13 protein-coding genes are annotated in these 16,448 nt (G+C 69.3%); 8 read left to right on the top strand and 5 right to left on the bottom strand.

What is annotated here, in order from left to right; genetic code table 11:
- The first annotated feature begins 9 nt into the window (after positions 1–9).
- The 4 genes from rsmG (at position 10) to ACTJJZ_RS16330 (ending at position 5,015) form a co-directional block, all read left to right on the top strand.
- Complete coding sequence (gene rsmG, locus ACTJJZ_RS16345; RefSeq protein ID WP_440722251.1) at positions 10–657, top strand: 16S rRNA (guanine(527)-N(7))-methyltransferase RsmG; 648 nt, start codon at positions 10–12, stop codon at positions 655–657.
- A gap of 2,011 nt (positions 658–2,668) precedes the next feature.
- Entirely contained in the window at positions 2,669–3,595 is a 927-nt protein-coding gene (locus ACTJJZ_RS16340; protein WP_440722250.1) for a ParA family protein, read from the top strand.
- Positions 3,595–4,578 (top strand): ParB/RepB/Spo0J family partition protein, encoded by a 984-nt coding sequence (locus ACTJJZ_RS16335; RefSeq protein WP_440722249.1) that lies wholly within the window; start codon positions 3,595–3,597, stop codon positions 4,576–4,578. The genes ACTJJZ_RS16340 and ACTJJZ_RS16335 overlap by 1 nt, the downstream gene beginning before the upstream one ends.
- 98 nt (positions 4,579–4,676) lie before the next feature.
- Complete coding sequence (locus ACTJJZ_RS16330; RefSeq protein ID WP_440722248.1) at positions 4,677–5,015, top strand: tryptophan synthase subunit alpha; 339 nt, start codon at positions 4,677–4,679, stop codon at positions 5,013–5,015.
- A gap of 382 nt (positions 5,016–5,397) precedes the next feature.
- Here the strand turns inward: ACTJJZ_RS16330 and trxA are convergent, their stop codons facing one another.
- From trxA to ACTJJZ_RS16305, 5 genes are all read right to left on the bottom strand, one after another.
- Complete coding sequence (trxA, locus tag ACTJJZ_RS16325; protein ID WP_440722247.1) at positions 5,398–5,721, bottom strand: thioredoxin; 324 nt, start codon at positions 5,719–5,721, stop codon at positions 5,398–5,400.
- Positions 5,722–5,792: 71 nt separating this feature from the next.
- Positions 5,793–6,746, bottom strand: a complete 954-nt coding sequence (gene trxB / locus ACTJJZ_RS16320) for a thioredoxin-disulfide reductase (RefSeq protein WP_440722246.1) — start codon at positions 6,744–6,746, stop codon at positions 5,793–5,795.
- A gap of 231 nt (positions 6,747–6,977) precedes the next feature.
- A complete protein-coding gene (locus ACTJJZ_RS16315) occupies positions 6,978–7,628 on the bottom strand; it encodes an IMPACT family protein (RefSeq protein WP_440722245.1) in 651 nt (216 codons plus the stop codon).
- A 25-nt stretch (positions 7,629–7,653) separates the two neighbouring features.
- The gene (murJ, locus tag ACTJJZ_RS16310) at positions 7,654–9,270 is read right to left on the bottom strand and encodes a murein biosynthesis integral membrane protein MurJ (protein ID WP_440722244.1); all 1,617 of its coding nucleotides are present in this window, start codon (positions 9,268–9,270) and stop codon (positions 7,654–7,656) included.
- The gene (locus tag ACTJJZ_RS16305; protein ID WP_440722243.1) at positions 9,263–11,461 is read right to left on the bottom strand and encodes a DUF6049 family protein; all 2,199 of its coding nucleotides are present in this window, start codon (positions 11,459–11,461) and stop codon (positions 9,263–9,265) included. The genes murJ and ACTJJZ_RS16305 overlap by 8 nt, the downstream gene beginning before the upstream one ends.
- A 134-nt stretch (positions 11,462–11,595) precedes the next feature.
- On the opposite strand from ACTJJZ_RS16305, the gene ACTJJZ_RS16300 reads away from it, so the two are divergent.
- From ACTJJZ_RS16300 to ACTJJZ_RS16285, 4 genes are all read left to right on the top strand, one after another.
- Positions 11,596–13,191, top strand: a complete 1,596-nt coding sequence (locus tag ACTJJZ_RS16300; protein WP_440722242.1) for a DUF7059 domain-containing protein — start codon at positions 11,596–11,598, stop codon at positions 13,189–13,191.
- 126 nt (positions 13,192–13,317) lie between these two features.
- On the top strand, positions 13,318–14,373 hold the full coding sequence (locus tag ACTJJZ_RS16295) for an LLM class flavin-dependent oxidoreductase (protein WP_440722241.1): 1,056 nt from the start codon (positions 13,318–13,320) through the stop codon (positions 14,371–14,373).
- Positions 14,374–14,457: 84 nt separating this feature from the next.
- Positions 14,458–14,760 (top strand): hypothetical protein, encoded by a 303-nt coding sequence (locus ACTJJZ_RS16290; RefSeq protein ID WP_440722240.1) that lies wholly within the window; start codon positions 14,458–14,460, stop codon positions 14,758–14,760.
- A 32-nt stretch (positions 14,761–14,792) separates the two neighbouring features.
- Positions 14,793–16,250, top strand: coding sequence for a CCA tRNA nucleotidyltransferase (locus tag ACTJJZ_RS16285; RefSeq protein ID WP_440722239.1), 1,458 nt, complete (start codon positions 14,793–14,795; stop codon positions 16,248–16,250).
- Positions 16,251–16,448 lie beyond the last annotated feature (198 nt).

The raw sequence follows: 16,448 nt of genomic DNA, 5'->3' as shown, positions 1-16,448 counted from the left end.
ACGTGAAACATGACTGAGGCCGTGCCCGGGACGCCCGAGCTGGAACAGGAGCCGGACGTCGCGGCGGAGCTGTTCGGCGAGGGTATAGAGCGTGCACGCCGGTTCGCGGCTGCTCTCGCGCGTGAGGGGGAGGAGCGCGGCCTGATCGGCCCGCTCGAGCTGCCGCGTTTGTGGACTCGGCACATCCTGAACAGCGCGATCGCTGTGCCGCTCTTCCACGGGTCCGTTGCCGACGTCGGTTCGGGTGCCGGGCTGCCGGGTATCGTCCTCGCGATCGCACGCCCGGACGTCGAGTGGACTCTGATCGAGCCGATGGAGCGCCGCGTGACGTGGCTCGACGAGCAGGTCGCCGAGCTGGAGCTGGGCAACGTGAGCGTGGTGCGCGGACGTGCGGAGGATGTCGGACTGAGCGGCACCTTCGACATGGTCACGGCTCGTGCGGTCAGTGCGCTGCGCACCCTCATCCCTTGGACCGCGCCCCTGGTGCGGAACGGGGGAGAGCTCGCGCTGCTCAAGGGCGTGAACGCCGAGAACGAGATCGCTGCTGCGCAGAAGGCGATCAGGAAGTTCCTGCTCACCGACGTTCGGGTCGAGACCCTCGGCGAGGGCGTACTCGCGGAGACGACACGCGTGCTCCGGGCGACCGTCCGCGCTTGAGGGATCTTCGTTCGCTGTTTGCGGTCCGTCATTCTCCGTTCGGTTCTCGGTTCGCCGTTCGCGGTAACCAGGTTGGCCGTCCTCGACAGCGGTCGGACGGACATCCGGCTGGCATGTGTGCCTGCGTTGGGAAGCGGCGATGTTTCACGTGGAACATCGCGGTAACGAGGGACCGCGCGATCTGTTCCGGGCGACACCATGGTCGCTGAGAGCGTGATTCGCGGACGGTTCGGCGTTGCCATCCACGGATGGTGATTCGGCGGATGGTGATTCGGCCGATTCCTAACGGTCTCCGCCTTTCACCCGGGGTTCGTACTGGGGTGCATCGCGCGCACGAGGTAGGCGTCCCGGAAGCACTCTGCCGGTCGTCGTCGATCTTCGGGTGGTTGATGATGGACGCCGGCGAGGGGAGTTGTTTCTCGACGCCGGGGGCCTGGTTCGTGACGAGATCGCGGCCGTCTCGGCATTGCAGGGTGCCACACGTTGAATGACTCAAAGGCAGGTCGAGAAGGTGCGAACGTCAGTGACCACTGGTTCTGTGGATAGGTCACGACACCGCACCGCGCCTCACCGCAGCCATTTCGGACACATCATCAGCCGGCCGAACACCGAGGTGAGGGGCGGCCGCGCGTGGCGAGGCTTCGGCCGGTGGGTCGTGCGTCGGCTTAGGAGTGATGTCCCCCCCGCCCCGATCTGGTTCGCGGTTCCGTGAGCGACTGGCGGAGCGCTCTCTGATGGACGGGCTTCGTGCGTCGCTCACCGTCGGAGTTCTTAAACCTCACAGGCCAACGAACGGTCGTCTCTGTGCGTGTGCGACGCACGCAGGGAGATCCGAATAGTCCGCGGCCGGCGAGCCGGGGCATTCGATGAGCCCGATCCCGTCCGCCTCTTGCTGCTCAAGGCGATGTTTCACGTGGAACGTTGTGATGGCAACGCGTGGTGCGTGGACGTGGGCGGCGGGGAGCCATCGATGACGGGCGGCCGTGGACGTCGTGTTTGTGGCGCTGATGCGCGCGACTGTAGGTGGTAGCTGGATTGCGTGCCAGACAGTGGGCTGTTTTCGCGGCGCGGGCTGCGCTGGACAGCGAGTTCGATGTCATGTTTCACGTGAAACGAGGGGCGCCATCCACTATCGGCTTCCCGAGGGTGTCGACGGTAACGGGAGAGACCTCTCGTCCAGGCTTTCGACCCTGGTGGAACACTGGGCGCCGGGCCGACCGCCTGCCTGCGCGCGGACCGCCCGGCAATGGGGGATATGCCACTGCGTGTGGGGTCTATCGCTGCGTGTGGGGTCTATCACCGCGTGCGGGTTCATCACCGCGTGCGGGTTCATCACCGCGTGCGGGTTCATCACTGCGTGCGGGTTCATCACTGCGTGCGGGTTCATCACTGCGTGCGGGTCCATCACTGCGTGCGCGGTCGATCACTGCGTGCGGGGTGCGGCGTGCGGGGTGATCCGCCTCTGTGCGGGCCGTCTTTCTGTGTAGCGGGTGCTCACCGCATCCCGGGTGGCCCCATTCCTACCGGTTTGCGATTCCGCGCGCGGGGCTCACCACATGCCGGCCTCATCCTTGCCGGTTTGCTACCTGTGTGCGGGGCCGACCGCCACGTAGTGTCTGAACTCCTCCGTCCGGGTTGACCACCGGCTCACCGGGTTGACCACCTGCGTATCCGAAGTGACCAGTTCCGTGCCGGCCAAATCTCCTACCGGCCGGGGTCCTGGTGCAGGGTGTTCGACACCTGCGGAGTGAGTTTCGCCCATCTCGCCAGATCAAGAACGCCACCCGTCATCGGGTCCTGGCGGCACGATACTGGCCGTCCGATGGCACCGTGCCTTTCCTGTCGGACAGACGCCTTACCGGTGTCTCGATCGGGCGGACAGCAACCACCCTCCACACCCTTGTTTCACGTGAAACATCACCCAGATTCCGGCTTGGCGACAGGAACGTCGGGCGCGCAAGTTAGAGTGGAGGTTCCGTCGTGTCCCGTCGGAGATCGTCGAAAGGAGTGGATGTTTCACGTGAAACAGTCCTCGAGCACCTCGACAACAGGATACGGAGCGGACACCCCACTCGCCCGAGAACTCGCGGATCTGACGGCCCGGCGCAGAGCACTCGAGGGAGTCAGCGTCTCGTTCGACGGTCCGACCCGTGTCTTCACGATCTCCAATCAGAAGGGCGGAGTGGGGAAGACCACCACGGCCGTCAACATCGCCTCCGCGATGGCTGATCTCGGCGGGAAGGTCCTCGTCGTCGATTTGGATCCCCAGGGCAACGCATCGACTGCACTCGGGGTGCCGCACACCGCCGATCTCCCGAGCATCTACGACGTGCTGATCGGCGACAGCGCCCTCGCGGAGGTCATCCAGGTCAGTCCGGAGTCCCCGAACCTGCTCTGCGCACCGAGCACCATTCACCTCGCCGGCGCCGAGATCGAGCTCGTGTCACAGGTCGCTCGCGAACACCGCCTCCGCACGGCACTCAACGACTATCTGGCCGCACATCACACGGACGTCGTGATCATCGACTGCCCGCCGTCGTTGGGACTGCTCACGATCAACGCCTTCACGGCGGCGACCGAGGTGATGATCCCGATTCAGTGCGAGTACTACGCGCTGGAAGGCCTGAGCCAGCTGCTCGGCAACATCCGGATGATCCAGAAGCACCTCAATCCCTCCCTCAGCATGTCGACGATCCTGCTGACGATGTTCGACGGGCGCACCAGGCTGGCACAGCAGGTGGCTGAAGAGGTCCGCAGCCATTTCCCGAACGAGGTGCTGGAAACGGTGATCCCGCGGTCGGTCCGTGTGTCGGAAGCGCCCAGCTTCGGGCAGACCGTGATCACCTATGACGGGCAGTCGGTCGGCGCGGTTGCCTACCGCGAAGCAGCAGTCGAGATCGCCGGACGGGCGAAGAACAACAACGAGAAGGGTCACTGATGGCGAAACGCACGGGACTGGGGCGCGGGATCGGCGCGCTCATTCCGACCTCCGACGCGACGGAACGGCCGGTCGACGTGTTCTTCCCGGGTGCGAAGCTCGCGGAAGCAGTGGCGGAGAAGTCCTCTGAGCCGGAAGTGCCGGTGCAGAACGAGCAGCTGGTGGAAGTCCCCGGCGCACGCCTGGTGCGCATCGATCCGCACGACATCGTCCCGAACCCCCGTCAGCCGCGCGTGCATTTCAACGAGGACGACCTCGCGGAACTCGTGCACAGCGTCCGCGAGTTCGGCGTGCTGCAGCCTGTCGTCGTCCGGGAGAACGCCGAGGGCAAGTACGAGCTGATCATGGGGGAGCGCCGCACGCGGGCCGCCCGCGAGGCCGGCCTTGAGTCGATTCCGGCCATTCTGCGCGAGACCGCCGACGAGGATCTGCTCCGAGACGCGCTTCTCGAGAACCTGCACCGTTCCCAGCTGAACCCTCTCGAGGAGGCCTCGGCCTACCAGCAGCTTCTCGAGGACTTCGGCATCACCCAGGAGGCCCTCGCCAATCGCATCGGCCGCTCGCGCCCGCAGGTGAGCAACACGATCCGCCTGCTCCGCCTGCCGATGCCCGTGCAGCAGCGCGTCGCCGCGGGAGTGCTGACCGCGGGACATGCGCGTGCGATCCTCTCGCTCGACGACCCGGAGCTCATGCAGCGTCTCGCCGACAAGGTCGTGAACGAGGATCTCTCGGTTCGTGCAACGGAGGAGGCGGCCAAGACGATCGCCGCCGCCGGAACGGTGACGAAGGCCGTGAAGCCGCAGGCCGGCTCCCGGCGCGCCTACCTCGATGACGTGGCAGGCAAGCTCGGGGACCGCCTGAATACCCGGGTGCAGATCGCCCTGGGCGCACGAAAAGGCCAGCTCAAGATCGAATTCGCTTCCATTCAGGACCTCAATCGCATCCTCACTGAGATCGGCGAGGAGAGCTACGGAGCGCGGTAGCAGCCGCCCCTGGCGCCGCTGTGACGAGGCCGGGACGGATCCGCGTGACGCGGGTGGTTCCCGGCCTTCGTGCATGCGGTGGCACGTAGGCTTGTCGGGTGAGTGATTCCCCGACCAGGCGCGCGAGCCTCGAAGTGCTGAGGGCTGAAGCGGCGGACGAGCTCGCGGTGCTCGTCCAGGAGCGCCTGCACGGGGGAGAGGACCCCTGGGACTTCATGGAGGAACTGCCGAGCGTCGATGAGCTCGTGGTGTTCCTGCTCCGTGCGGATGAGATCGTCGAACGCGGTGGAGTCCGTCCCGATCAGCCGCGCAACTTCGAAGTGCTGCGCAGGATCGCACTCGATTATCCGGAGCTCACCAGAGTCGTCTGGAGCCTGCTCGGCAACGGCCCGAAGTACCGCCGCTGGGACCTGCTGGCAGACGACGCTCGGTCCTGAGGGCCGGCCGGGTCGCCGACCGGACGCTCGGGGAGCACCGACCGCTTGAGACCGTGCACTCGGCGCGATTCCTGCACAGCGGCGTGCTCGCGCGGTCGATCACCATCCGTTCCACGCTGGGCTCCGTGTCGTCGCGCCGCTCCGGCAATGGATGGCAGGCGGCAATGGAGAGCGAGCGGGAATGGAGAGCGGCACCGTTCCGAAGGGGACGTTTCACGTGGAACATCGGCGACCGTGACACCAGGAACGTCCGCAGCACGCCGCCGCGCTCGTCGCTCCACGTGAAACATCGCCCACCGATCCCGCCGGTCCCAGATTGGGCGAGGAAGACGACGAAGCCCCACCCTCCCAGGGGAGAGCGGGGCTTCGGAAGACGACGGGATCAGCCCAGGAAAGCGGCGAGATCCTGCTCGAGCGCGAACTTCGGCTTGGCGCCGATGATCGTGGTCTTGACCTCCCCGCCCTGGAACACCTTCATGGCGGGGATCGAGGTGATCTGGTACTTCATCGCCAGATCCGGGTTCTCATCCACGTTGAGCTTCAGGATGGTGATCTTCTCCGGGTGCTCGGTCTGGATCTCGTCCAGAACGGGCGCGACCATGCGACACGGACCGCACCACGCGGCCCAGAAGTCGACCAGAACGGGACCCTCGGCCTTAAGCACGTCCTGTTCCCAGGTCGCCTGGCTGGTTGCCTTGGCAGTCATGATTCTCCTTGATTGGTTGAGACGCTCTGAGGCGTCAACAGTGGTGGGCGCGGAAGTGTTCCTGCGCGCTGTCAGGCGACAGCAGCCTCAGCCGGGGTGCCATCGGCCACAGCGGCGAGGAAGTGCTCGACGTCGAGAGCCGCGACGGTGCCGGAACCCGCGGCGGTGACCGCCTGCCGGTAGGTCGGGTCGAGCACGTCGCCGGCGGCGAAGACGCCGGGGACCGAGGTGCGCGACGAGCGCCCGTCGACCCAGATCGTTCCCTCCGGCGTGAGGTCGAGCTTGCCGTGCACGAGATGCGTGCGCGGGTCGTTGCCGATGGCGATGAACAGGCCGTCCAGAGCGAGTTCGCTCGTGGTGCCGTCGACGGTGTTGCGCAGACGGACGCCCGTGGTCTGGTCCTCGCCGAGGACCTCATCGACCGCACTATTCCAGATGAACTCGATCTTGTCGTTCGCGAAGGCACGGTCCTGCATGATCTTCGACGCGCGCAGGGTGTCCTTGCGGTGGATCACGTAGACCTTCGAGGCGAACTTGGTGAGGAACGCGGCCTCCTCCATGGCGGAGTCGCCGCCGCCGACCACGGCGATGGTGCGCTCGCGGAAGAAGAAGCCGTCGCAGGTCGCGCACCACGAGACGCCGTGCCCGGACAGCCGCTCCTCGCCCGGGATGCCGAGCATGCGGTACGCGGATCCGGTCGCGTAGATGATGGAGGCGGCCTCGAGCACGGTGCCGCTGCCGAGCGTGACCTTCTTGGTCTCGCCGTCGAGGTCGAGTTCGGTGACGTCGTCGTACAGGACCTCGGTGCCGAACTTCTCGGCCTGCTCCTGCATCCTGGCCATCAGGTCCGGGCCCTGGATGCCTTCCGGGAAGCCGGGGAAGTTCTCCACCTCCGTGGTCTTCATCAGCTCGCCGCCGACCTCGACCGAGCTCGCCACGAGCACCGGGTTCAGGTTCGCCCGAGCTGCGTAGATCGCAGCGGTGAACCCCGCGGGACCCGAGCCGATGATGATGACCTGTCGCATTGCCTCTCCTTGCTTTCGCACGCTTCAACACATGGTAGCCGCGCGGCATTCCGCGGACCTGGACGAGGTGGTGGCAGGGGTGGCGAGGGCGGATGGCCGTGCCGGAACCATCCGCTCCAGCAACGGAAGGCTCGGGTCCGCCGTCCCAGTGGGTTGCGGGAGCTCCGACGGTCCGACGCCGGCCGCCCCCGCTCCAGGCCGGCGTTCGTGCTGCCTGCGCTGCGCACGGCGTCAGCCGGCAGGCACGTCCACGACGCGGGTCGCACCGAACGCGACGGAGAGGGATCCGGCCGAGAGCGCAGCAAGATCATCACGGAATCGATCCTCTTCCGCGGGCGGGATCCACAGCGTGAAGATCGCCGAGGCGCCGTACACGGCGTCGTCGAGGGCGGCGCCGTGCGCGCCCGCCCAGTCGCGCAGCGCGTTGTCGATCCGGCCGGCATCGGCGTGCGGAACCTCGACGACTGCTTCGCGCAGCTCCCGCCGGTGCAGCAGGCGGGCCCCGTCGAGGACGTCGGAGACGGCCGTGGAGTATGCGCGCACGAGGCCCCCGGCGCCGAGCTTCACCCCGCCGAAGTAGCGCGTGACGACCGCAACGACGTCGGTGAGGCCCCGTCGGCGCAGGACTTCGAGCATCGGGATCCCGGCCGTGCCGGAGGGCTCGCCGTCGTCGGAGGACCGGGCCTGATCGCCGGCGACGCCGATGACCATGGCGGTGCAGTGGTGACGCGCGTCCCAGTGCCGCTTGCGAACCGCAGCGATCACGTCCTCCGCCGAGGCCACGGATCCGGCGGGCGCCACGAGCGCGATGAAGCGCGACTTCTTCACGACCAGCTCGCGGGTGAGGGGTGCAGCGATCGTGTCGGGATACGGAGCGGGCATGAGCGAGGCGGAGCGAGGATCAGGCTCAGGGCGACGGGACAAGGCGTCGGACGAGGCCCTTCAGCGCGTCCAGCTCGGGCGCGCGCAGCAGGGCGAGGATCCCGATGTAGATGGCGAGCACGATCGCAGCGACGATGGCGGCCCCCAGCGCGCCCGTGACCTGGGTGGCAGTCGTCCATCCGCGGGCTCCGTCGAGGAGAAGGAACACACCCCAGCCGGCGGCGCTCGCGGGGACGGCAGCGAGTGTGAAACGGCCGATCGCAGACATCCATGACGCGGTCCCGATCCCGCCGAGTCGGCGGTGCAGCAGCCACACGGCCAGTACCGCCTGGATCGTGCTGGCGATGGATTGCCCCAGGGCGATCGTCGCGGCGAGGCTCTCGATCGGGAGTACGCCGCTCTGGGTGAGCTCGCGTGCGCCGAACGTCGTGGCGACGATCAACGCGCACTGCACGAGCGTGAACAGGAAAGGAGTACGAGTGTCGCCGTACGCGTAGAAGGTGCGCTGCACGATGAACAGCACGGCGAGAGGGATGAGCGCCAACAGATATGCGAGAAGAACAATCGCGCTTGTCGTCGCGTCTTCGGACGTCGTGGTGAACACGCGGGACGTCGGCACGACCGCGGCGACGACAGCGGCAAGGGCACCCATCAGGAAGAAGCCGAGGGTCCGGATGGAACGCACGATGTCGCCGCGGACCTGTTCGTCGTCGCCCGCGTGCGCGTGCTCGCTGAGCTGGGTGAAGTAGGGGGTTCCGATCGACAGAACAATCACCGAGTACGGCAGCATGAAGACGAGCCAGGCGTAGCTCATGACGGCGACAGAGGGCCCGGCGCCCGACGCGACGCTGGCGACGTTCGTCTGGAAGATGCCTGCACCGAGACCCATCAGCGCCATGAGCAACGTCCAGCCCGCCATGCGTCCGACGCTCCCGAGGCCGACCCCTCGCCAGCGGAAGTCCGGTCGCAGGGCCAGGCGCGTCCGAGGCCAGAAGGCGATGAGGATGCCGGCCTGGACCGCGATGGCGCCGGTCACGGTGACTCCCAGCCACGCGATTCGATCAGGGGTCCATTGCGAGACCTGCTCAAGAGGGGCACCGAACATCGCCCCGATCACGAGGAACCCGGCGATCGAGACGATGTTGTTCGCGACGGGGGCCCAGGTGAACGGCCCGAAGATCCGACGTGCGTTCAGTGTCTCCCCGACCAGGGAGTACAGGCCGTAGAAGAAGATCTGCGGCAAGCACCAGTACGAGAGGGCGATCGCGAGTGCCTGCTGTTCGGGGTGAGCGCTGCCGTACGCGATCCAGACCAGCCACGGAGCGGCGATCATCGCGATGGCCGTGGTGATGAGCAGCACGAAGGTGCCGAGGGTGAAGAGTTTCGAGATGAAGGCGCTGCCTCGATCGGCGTGCGTCGTCGCCTGGACGATCTGCGGGACGATCACCGCGGTGAGCACTCCAGCCGAGATGATGGCGTAGACATCGTTCGGCAACTGGTTCGCGATGTTGAACGCATCGGCCGCCGGCGCTTTGTTGGCCCCGACGACGCCCACGAGCACGATCGTGCGCAGCAGCCCGGTGATGCGGGACGCCATGGTCCCCGCCGCGAGCAGGGCACTGGCGCGGCCGAGGCTACTCATGGGGCTCCTCGCCGTCGTCCGCGGCCTGCGCGGTTCCCGCCGAACCGGCCGGATCCTGATCCATGCCGTCTGCGGCATGTTTCGCGGCAGCCTTCCGGCGCCGACGGACCGTGCGGAAGGTTCCGCCGGCGATGAGCAGTACGGCGAGAGACCCGAACACGATCAGCCCGATGGTCTCCCACTCCGCGCGGATGGTGAGCTGGGCGGTCTGGTTCGTGCCGATCGCGACCCCGGTCGGACTCGTGAGCTTCATGCTCAGATCGACCTCGGCGTTCGCGACGCGTGCTTCGACCGGCATCTTGACCCGCGTGGTGCTGGACGGCTGCGCGTCGACCTCGGTCAGGGGCGGCACGTCGATCCGCGGGTCGTTCGCCACGGCATGCAGTCGCACGTGCACCGGGAACGGCAGGTCGTTGCGCACCCAGACCGGCACGTCGACCTTGGCGCTGATCAGGATCGGGTTGGACGGCTGGATCCCGACCGCGTTCAGGGTCTTGCGAGTCGCCTCGCGGTGCGCCGCGAGGGCCGCTGCGAAATCGTCGGCCGTGGTGTGCACGCCGACGCCGAGCAGGCGCATGATCGAGATGCGCTCCCGTACGGTGAGATCCTCCGGACGGTCCAGGATGGTGGCGAACTCGGCCACCTTCCCGGCGTCGCCGTTCAGCGCGACGACGGCGTTCGCGCGGTCCGCCGCGGAGGTCGTGGCGACCGCGAGGTCGGCGGCCGACGTGGAGAGGACCCGGCTGAGGCGCCCGTCCTGACCCCCGCTGAAGGTGGTCACGGCGGCGGTGAGGCCCTGATCCGACCGCACCTCCGCGCGGGAGAGCCCGGCGAGCACGGTGGATCCCGGCGCGGCGAACCACAGCATCGCGTTCGCCTCGGTGAGGGCAGCGCCGCGCCGGCTCGCGTCGGACTCGGCGGCCGCGTTGCTGAGGGCATCGGACACGGCGGTGTCGGTGACCAGGACCGAGGTGCCGCCGACGCTGCCGTGCGGAGCGACCGGCGCACCCTTGGTCCCGGACGCGAAGGTCGTGGACGGGAGGATCGGGAGCGCGCTCGTGCCGCCGGCAGGGGCATAGCGCGACATCGTCGCGATCTCCTGGGCCGTCACCTGCCCTCGCGGCCAGAGGAGGTCGTCCCTGGCACCGGAGATCGCGGTGATGTCCTCGCCGCCGAGCGGCGTCACCACGCCCGGCGTGGGGGTCGGCGACGGCGTCGCGGGCGTCTTGCCGGACGGGTTCGTGAACGGTTCGAAGGAGGGGACGGTGAGCGGTGCGCTCAGGCCGGCCGCGGCCTGGGCCGCCACGTCGGCGTCGCCGAACTGCAGCAGGAACCGCTCGTTCGGCAGTGCCTCCAGGCGGGCGAGCCAGGCGGTCGCGCTGGGCGGGGCGTTCGGACCCAGCACCCGGATCGCGGCAGGGATCGACGGATCGATCGCGAGCACGGCGGGGGTGCCGGTGACGCCGTTCAGCTGGACGGTGAGCGCGCCGGTCGGACCGGTGAGCGCGGTGAGCTCGGTCGCGCTCAGCAGGTCGCCGGCCGGGGTCGCCGTGATCGGGACGATGGTGATCACCGACGGCGCCGCGCCCTGCGGCACGACGATCACGCTCGACGAGCTGTGCGTGGAGGTGCGGGGAGTCCCCTGGACGGTGGGCGCCTGAAAGGTCGCGCGCAGGGGGTAGACGCCGGGGGCGAGGGTGCCGACATCCGGCACGGGCACCACGACCGAGGTGCGGACGTCGTCGCCGGCGTTCAGGGCGGACGTGCGCGCATCGCCGATCGAGGACAGCGCCGGCGCAGGGCCGGATCCGCTGAGCCAGGCCGACACGGCGGCACGGTCGGCGAGAGCGGTGCGTCCGAGCTCGAGGTGCACGGTGCCGGGTGCGAGCGCCGTGGTGTCGTCGTTGTGGATCTCGAGCGTCGTGGTCAGCGGCGACCCCGGGGCGTAGGCGCCGTTCCCGTCCGGAAGCAGCGACACCTGCAGGCCCGCGTGCTGCGGAGTGGGCGTCGGCGACGGCGTGGGGGTGGCGGCGGTCGCAGGCGAGACCGCCGCCAGCGGCAGCAGCAATCCCAGGGCGACGGCGGCGGTGCCGAGAGCCCGGCGGATCCCACGTCGCGACAGCGCCCGCAGCGACGAGGCCGAGGCCGACCGGTCAGGTGCGGGGCGTGGAGGTGCGGAGTGTGCTGTCATGGAGGGATCCGCCCGCGCTCGTCCCGCGGTCGCGGAGAGTGCTGGCCCTGCGATTCTAGGCGGGGCACCCGGTCGATCCCTGGAGGCGGACGGTCCCCTCCGCCCGCCCGGTCCGCTCCGCGTAGAGTGACGCCGTGGTCCGTCACCTCGTCCCCCGTCCCGACGCGCTGCGCTGCGCGGCGCTCGCCGCCGATCTCGACGCTGCGGACTTCCGCTCCGATCCGCTGCGCACGGCCTGGGGTGCAGAGGCGGACGACGCCCTCGCGCGGGGGATCCGATCCCCGCTGTTGCGCGCCGTCGAGGGCCGCAGCGACGCGCTCGTCACTCTCGGCCGCCTGTTCGTGGTGGGGATGCCGCAACCCGAGGATGCCGTCGCCGCCGCTCTCGCGCGCACCGGGATCGACGGGCTGGAGGAGCTCGGGCTGGCCTACCGCGAAGAGGGGCAGGTCGTCCCCGCGGCCCTGATCCGCCCGCAGTCGTTCGTCGACGCGGACGGCGTCGGGGAATGGTGGATCGCGAGCGATCTGGACGAGTTCGCGCTCGGCGGTGCGCTGCCGCCCGACCACACGCTCGGCGTGGGCGGAGCGTCGCGCACCCTCGCGTCGCTGGTGATGCCGATCGAGGTGGAGCGCGCGCTGGACCTGGGCACCGGCTGCGGGATCCAAGCGCTGCTGATCGCGCGGCATGCCGGGTCGGTCGTCGCGACGGACATCTCCGCGCGCGCCCTCGCCTATGCGGAGCTGAACGCCCGGCTCGCCGGCGCCGGCAACATCGAGTTCCGGCAGGGCAGCATGTTCGAGCCGGTCGCCGGGGAGGCCTTCGGCCTCATCGTCTCCAACCCGCCGTTCGTGATCACGCCGCGCGGTGCCGGGGTGCCCGAGTACGAGTACCGCGACGGCGGCCTGATCGGCGACGCGCTCGTCGAGGCCTTCGTGCGGGAGGCGCCGGCGCACCTCATCCCCGGCGGATCCGCGCAGCTGCTGGGCAACTGGGAGTCGCGGTCCTCGATCCCCGCGCCGCCCTCAGAACCGCGCTTGACGCCGACCGGAGCCCGCGGCGCGCGCGAGCCCGGCTCAGGGGACGAGGGGGTCGGGCTGCGCCGGCTGGAGTCGTGGATCGACCCCGCGCTCGACGCCTGGGCGGTGGAGCGCGAGAGCCTCTCGCCGCTGGGCTATGCCGAGCTGTGGATCCGCGACGGCGGCACGACCCCGCGAGACGCGGCGTTCGAACCGCTGCTGGACGCCTGGCTCGACGACTTCGCCGCGCGCGACGTGACCGAGATCGGGTTCGGGTACGTGCTCATCCGGCGGCCTGCGACCGCGAACGGACGAGGCCCGGCACCGCTCCGCCGCTTCGAGGCGGTGTCGCAGCCGGTCACCGGTGCGGGCCGCGCGTTCCGGGACGGCCTGGCCGGACACGACGCGCTTGCGGACGGCATCCCCGACGTCCTCCTGGTCGCGCCGGACGTGACCGAGGCCCGCCACCATCTGCCCGGGCAGGATGCGCCGAGCGTGATCGAGCTGCGTCAGGGCGGCGGGTTCGGCCGCACCGTGCCGGTGGATCCCGCGCTCGCCGGCTTCGTCGGCGCGTGCGACGGCGATCTCACCGTGTCCCAGATCGCCGCGGCCCTCGCCGACCTGTTCGAGGTGCCGCTGGCCGAGCTCTGGGCCGATCTGGAGCCGCGGCTGCGCGCGCTCGTCGTCGACGGGTTCCTGATCCCCGGGGAGTGACCAGTGGGTGCCACACTTTTCGACATGCGCCGCATCGATCTGTGGTGCATGAGTCGAAAACTGTGGCAGTGGGCGAGGAACTGCCGGACGAGGAATAGGATCCCGATCCATGCGTTTGGATGAATCATGAAGGCTTTCGGATTCCTCTCGTTCGGGCACTACGCGAACGTGCCCGGATCGGTGACGCGCACGGCGGGGGAGATGCTGCACCAGACCATCGAGCTCGCGCAGGGGGCGGACGAGATCGGCGTGAACGGCGCGTACGTGCGGGTGCACCACTTCGCCCGGCAGGCCGCATCCCCGATGCCGCTGCTGTCGGCGATGGCGGCGACGACGAAGCGGGTCGAGGTCGGCACCGGCGTGATCGACATGCGGTACGAGAACCCGCTGTACTTCGCCGAGGAGGCTGCGGCGCTCGACTGGATCGCCGACGGCAGGATCGCCCTCGGCGTCAGCCGCGGCTCACCCGAGACCGCGCTGCGCGGCTACGAGGCGTTCGGCTACCGCGACACCGAGGACGTCGAGCGCGGCGGGGTGCTCGCTCGCGACAAGTTCGACCAGTTCCTCGAGGCGATCGAGGGCGCCGGCGTGGTGCAGGGCGACCCGCGGATGGTCGGCGAGGGACGCTACCTGCCGATCGAGCCGCGGACGGCGACCCTGCGCGACCACATCTGGTGGGGATCCGGATCCCGTGCGACCGCGGAGGAGACGGGACGCAAGGGCCTGAACCTGATGAGCTCGACGCTGGTCACGGAGGCCACCGGCCAGCCGTTCCACGAGCTGCAGCGCGAGCAGATCGACCTGTTCCGCGCCGCGTACAAGGAGGCCGGCCACACCGGCTCCCCGCGCGTGTCCGTGAGCCGCAGCGTCTTCCCGCTCGTCTCCGATCAGGATCGCGCCTACTTCGGGCTGCGCTCCGAGGAGAACCACGACCAGGTCGGCGTGATCGACGGCTTCCGCTCCACGTTCGGCAAGACCTATGCGGCCGAGCCCGACGTGCTCATCTCGCAGCTGTTGCAGGACGAGGCCGTGATGGCCGCGGACACCCTCATGCTGACGATCCCGAACCAGCTCGGCCCCGAGTACAACCTGCACGTGCTGCAGGCGTTCGCCGAGCACGTGGCGCCCGCCCTCGGCTGGCAGCCGAACACCGAGGGACCGGTGCACGGCGATCCGGTCTAACGAGGGTCGGTCGCTCGCTCGGCGGCTCGGTCGCTTGGCCGGTCGCTAGCTCGGTAGCTCGGGGACGCTGGTTAGGCTGACCGCATGACCGACGCCGCTGACTATTCGACCGGGGCGCAGGTGCGCCGCATCACGGCGGAGTTCACCCGCCGGCGGACGCGCCTGTTCCTCGTGTTCGCGACCGCGGAGGGGCTCGCCTTCGTCGCGGCCGTCCTCGCCGTGTACGTGCTGGGACTCACGGATCCGAAGTCCGGCGTGTGGATCTTCGCCGCGATCGCGATCGTCGGGGGCGGCGTGCTCAGCACGCTGCTCCTCACGCAGATCCGGGCGCAGCAGCAGGCGATCCGCGACGTCGGCGGCACACCCTTCCCCTCCGCGGGCCGCTGAAGCCGCCGGCGCGCCCCGGTACCCTGGAATCCATGCTCAACATGGCCGAGGGACTCGCGCGTCTGCGCGGGCTCGCCGAGAACCCGGTCGTCCGGATCCTGGCGCGTGCCTTCGCCGACGCCGGGTTCGATCTCGCCGTCGTCGGCGGGCCGGTGCGGGACGCGCTGCTCGGCCGTCCCACGCACGACCTCGACTTCACGACGAACGCGCGTCCTGACGACATCCTGCGCATCGTGAAGCCGATCTCGACCACGCAGTGGGACATCGGGCGGGAGTTCGGCACGATCGGCGCGAAGGTGCACGGCGAGCAGGTCGAGATCACGACCCACCGCGCCGACGCCTACGACGGGGTGACCCGAAAGCCGGTCGTCGAGTTCGGCGACGGCATCGAGGGCGACCTGGTGCGCCGGGACTTCACCGTCAACGCCATGGCCCTGCTGGTTTCCTCTCCCGCCGGGGGCAAGGAGTCGGCGCTCGTCACGAAACTCGTCGATCCGACCGGTGGGGTCGAGGATCTCATCGCCGGCCTGCTGCGCACCCCGACCGCTCCCGAGGTCAGCTTCGGCGACGACCCGCTGCGAATGCTGCGCGCGGCCCGTTTCAGCGCGCAGCTCGGTTTCGCGATCGAGGAGCGCACGCTGGCGGCGATCGCCGACCTCCGCGAGACGCTGCGGATCGTGAGCCCGGAGCGGATCCAGTCCGAGCTGGTGCGGCTGCTGCAGTCCGACGACCCGGTGCGCGGGATCCGCGTGCTCGTCGACAGCGGGCTGATCGAGGAGTTCCTGCCCGAGGTGAGCGCGCTGCGGCTCGAGGTCGACGAGCACCACCACCACAAGGACGTCTACGAGCACTCGCTCACCGCTCTCGACCAGGCGATCGCCCTGGAGCACGAGCGGCACCCCGGTGAGCCGGCCGACGCGATCCTGCGCCTCGCGGTGCTGCTGCACGACATCGGCAAGCCGCGCACCCGCAAGCTCGAGCCCGGCGGCGCCGTGAGCTTCCACCATCACGACGTGGTGGGCGCCCGCCTCGCCCGCAAGCGGCTGCAGGCCCTGCGCTTCGACAAGGAGTCGACCGAGGCGGTCGCCAAGCTCATCGAGCTGCACCTGCGCTTCTTCGGCTATTCCGAGGGAGCGTGGACCGACTCCGCGGTGCGCCGCTACGTCCGCGATGCGGGGGACCAGCTCGAGCGCCTGCACATCCTCACCCGCGCTGACGTGACCACGCGCAACAAGCGCAAGGCGGCACGGCTCGCCGCGGCTTACGACGACATCGAGGATCGGATCATCGCGCTGCGCGAGCAGGAGGAGATCGACGCGATCCGCCCTGAGCTCGACGGCAACGACGTGCAGCGGATCCTGGAGATCCCTCCCGGTCGCGAGGTCGGCGAGGCCTACCGGTTCCTGCTCGAGCTGCGCCTCGACGAGGGCGTCATCGGGCCCGAGGCCGCCGAGCAGCGTCTGCGGGAATGGTGGGCCGCGCGGGGCTGACCCACGGTCTCGCGGATCTACGCACCCGAGCGGGATGCCGGTCGCCCGGCACGACGTTCCGAACTCAGTCGATCCGGACGTTCGTGCGAGGACTCGGCCGGATCGGCCCTGTTGTGACTGAGTTCGGAACCGGCCGCGGTCCTAAGGATGCCCCCGGCCGCGATGGCGAGGATGCCGCCGGCCGCGATCACGACGGCG

Origin of the sequence: Microbacterium sp. 22242, assembly GCF_052045495.1 — a bacterium.
Taxonomy (GTDB): domain Bacteria; phylum Actinomycetota; class Actinomycetes; order Actinomycetales; family Microbacteriaceae; genus Microbacterium.
Note: the sequence above shows the minus strand (reverse complement) of the source record. Positions and strands in the feature narration are given on the sequence as shown.

Coding starts and splice junctions, on each gene's coding strand:
- trxB (WP_440722246.1), bottom strand. CDS start 6,746: ATGCGACAGGTCATCATCATCGGCTCGGGTCCCGCGGGGTTCACCGCT.
- ACTJJZ_RS16335 (WP_440722249.1), top strand. CDS start 3,595: ATGGCGAAACGCACGGGACTGGGGCGCGGGATCGGCGCGCTCATTCCG.
- ACTJJZ_RS16290 (WP_440722240.1), top strand. CDS start 14,458: ATGACCGACGCCGCTGACTATTCGACCGGGGCGCAGGTGCGCCGCATC.
- ACTJJZ_RS16315 (WP_440722245.1), bottom strand. CDS start 7,628: ATGCCCGCTCCGTATCCCGACACGATCGCTGCACCCCTCACCCGCGAG.
- ACTJJZ_RS16340 (WP_440722250.1), top strand. CDS start 2,669: ATGTTTCACGTGAAACAGTCCTCGAGCACCTCGACAACAGGATACGGA.
- trxA (WP_440722247.1), bottom strand. CDS start 5,721: ATGACTGCCAAGGCAACCAGCCAGGCGACCTGGGAACAGGACGTGCTT.
- rsmG (WP_440722251.1), top strand. CDS start 10: ATGACTGAGGCCGTGCCCGGGACGCCCGAGCTGGAACAGGAGCCGGAC.
- ACTJJZ_RS16305 (WP_440722243.1), bottom strand. CDS start 11,461: ATGACAGCACACTCCGCACCTCCACGCCCCGCACCTGACCGGTCGGCC.
- murJ (WP_440722244.1), bottom strand. CDS start 9,270: ATGAGTAGCCTCGGCCGCGCCAGTGCCCTGCTCGCGGCGGGGACCATG.
- ACTJJZ_RS16285 (WP_440722239.1), top strand. CDS start 14,793: ATGCTCAACATGGCCGAGGGACTCGCGCGTCTGCGCGGGCTCGCCGAG.
- ACTJJZ_RS16295 (WP_440722241.1), top strand. CDS start 13,318: ATGAAGGCTTTCGGATTCCTCTCGTTCGGGCACTACGCGAACGTGCCC.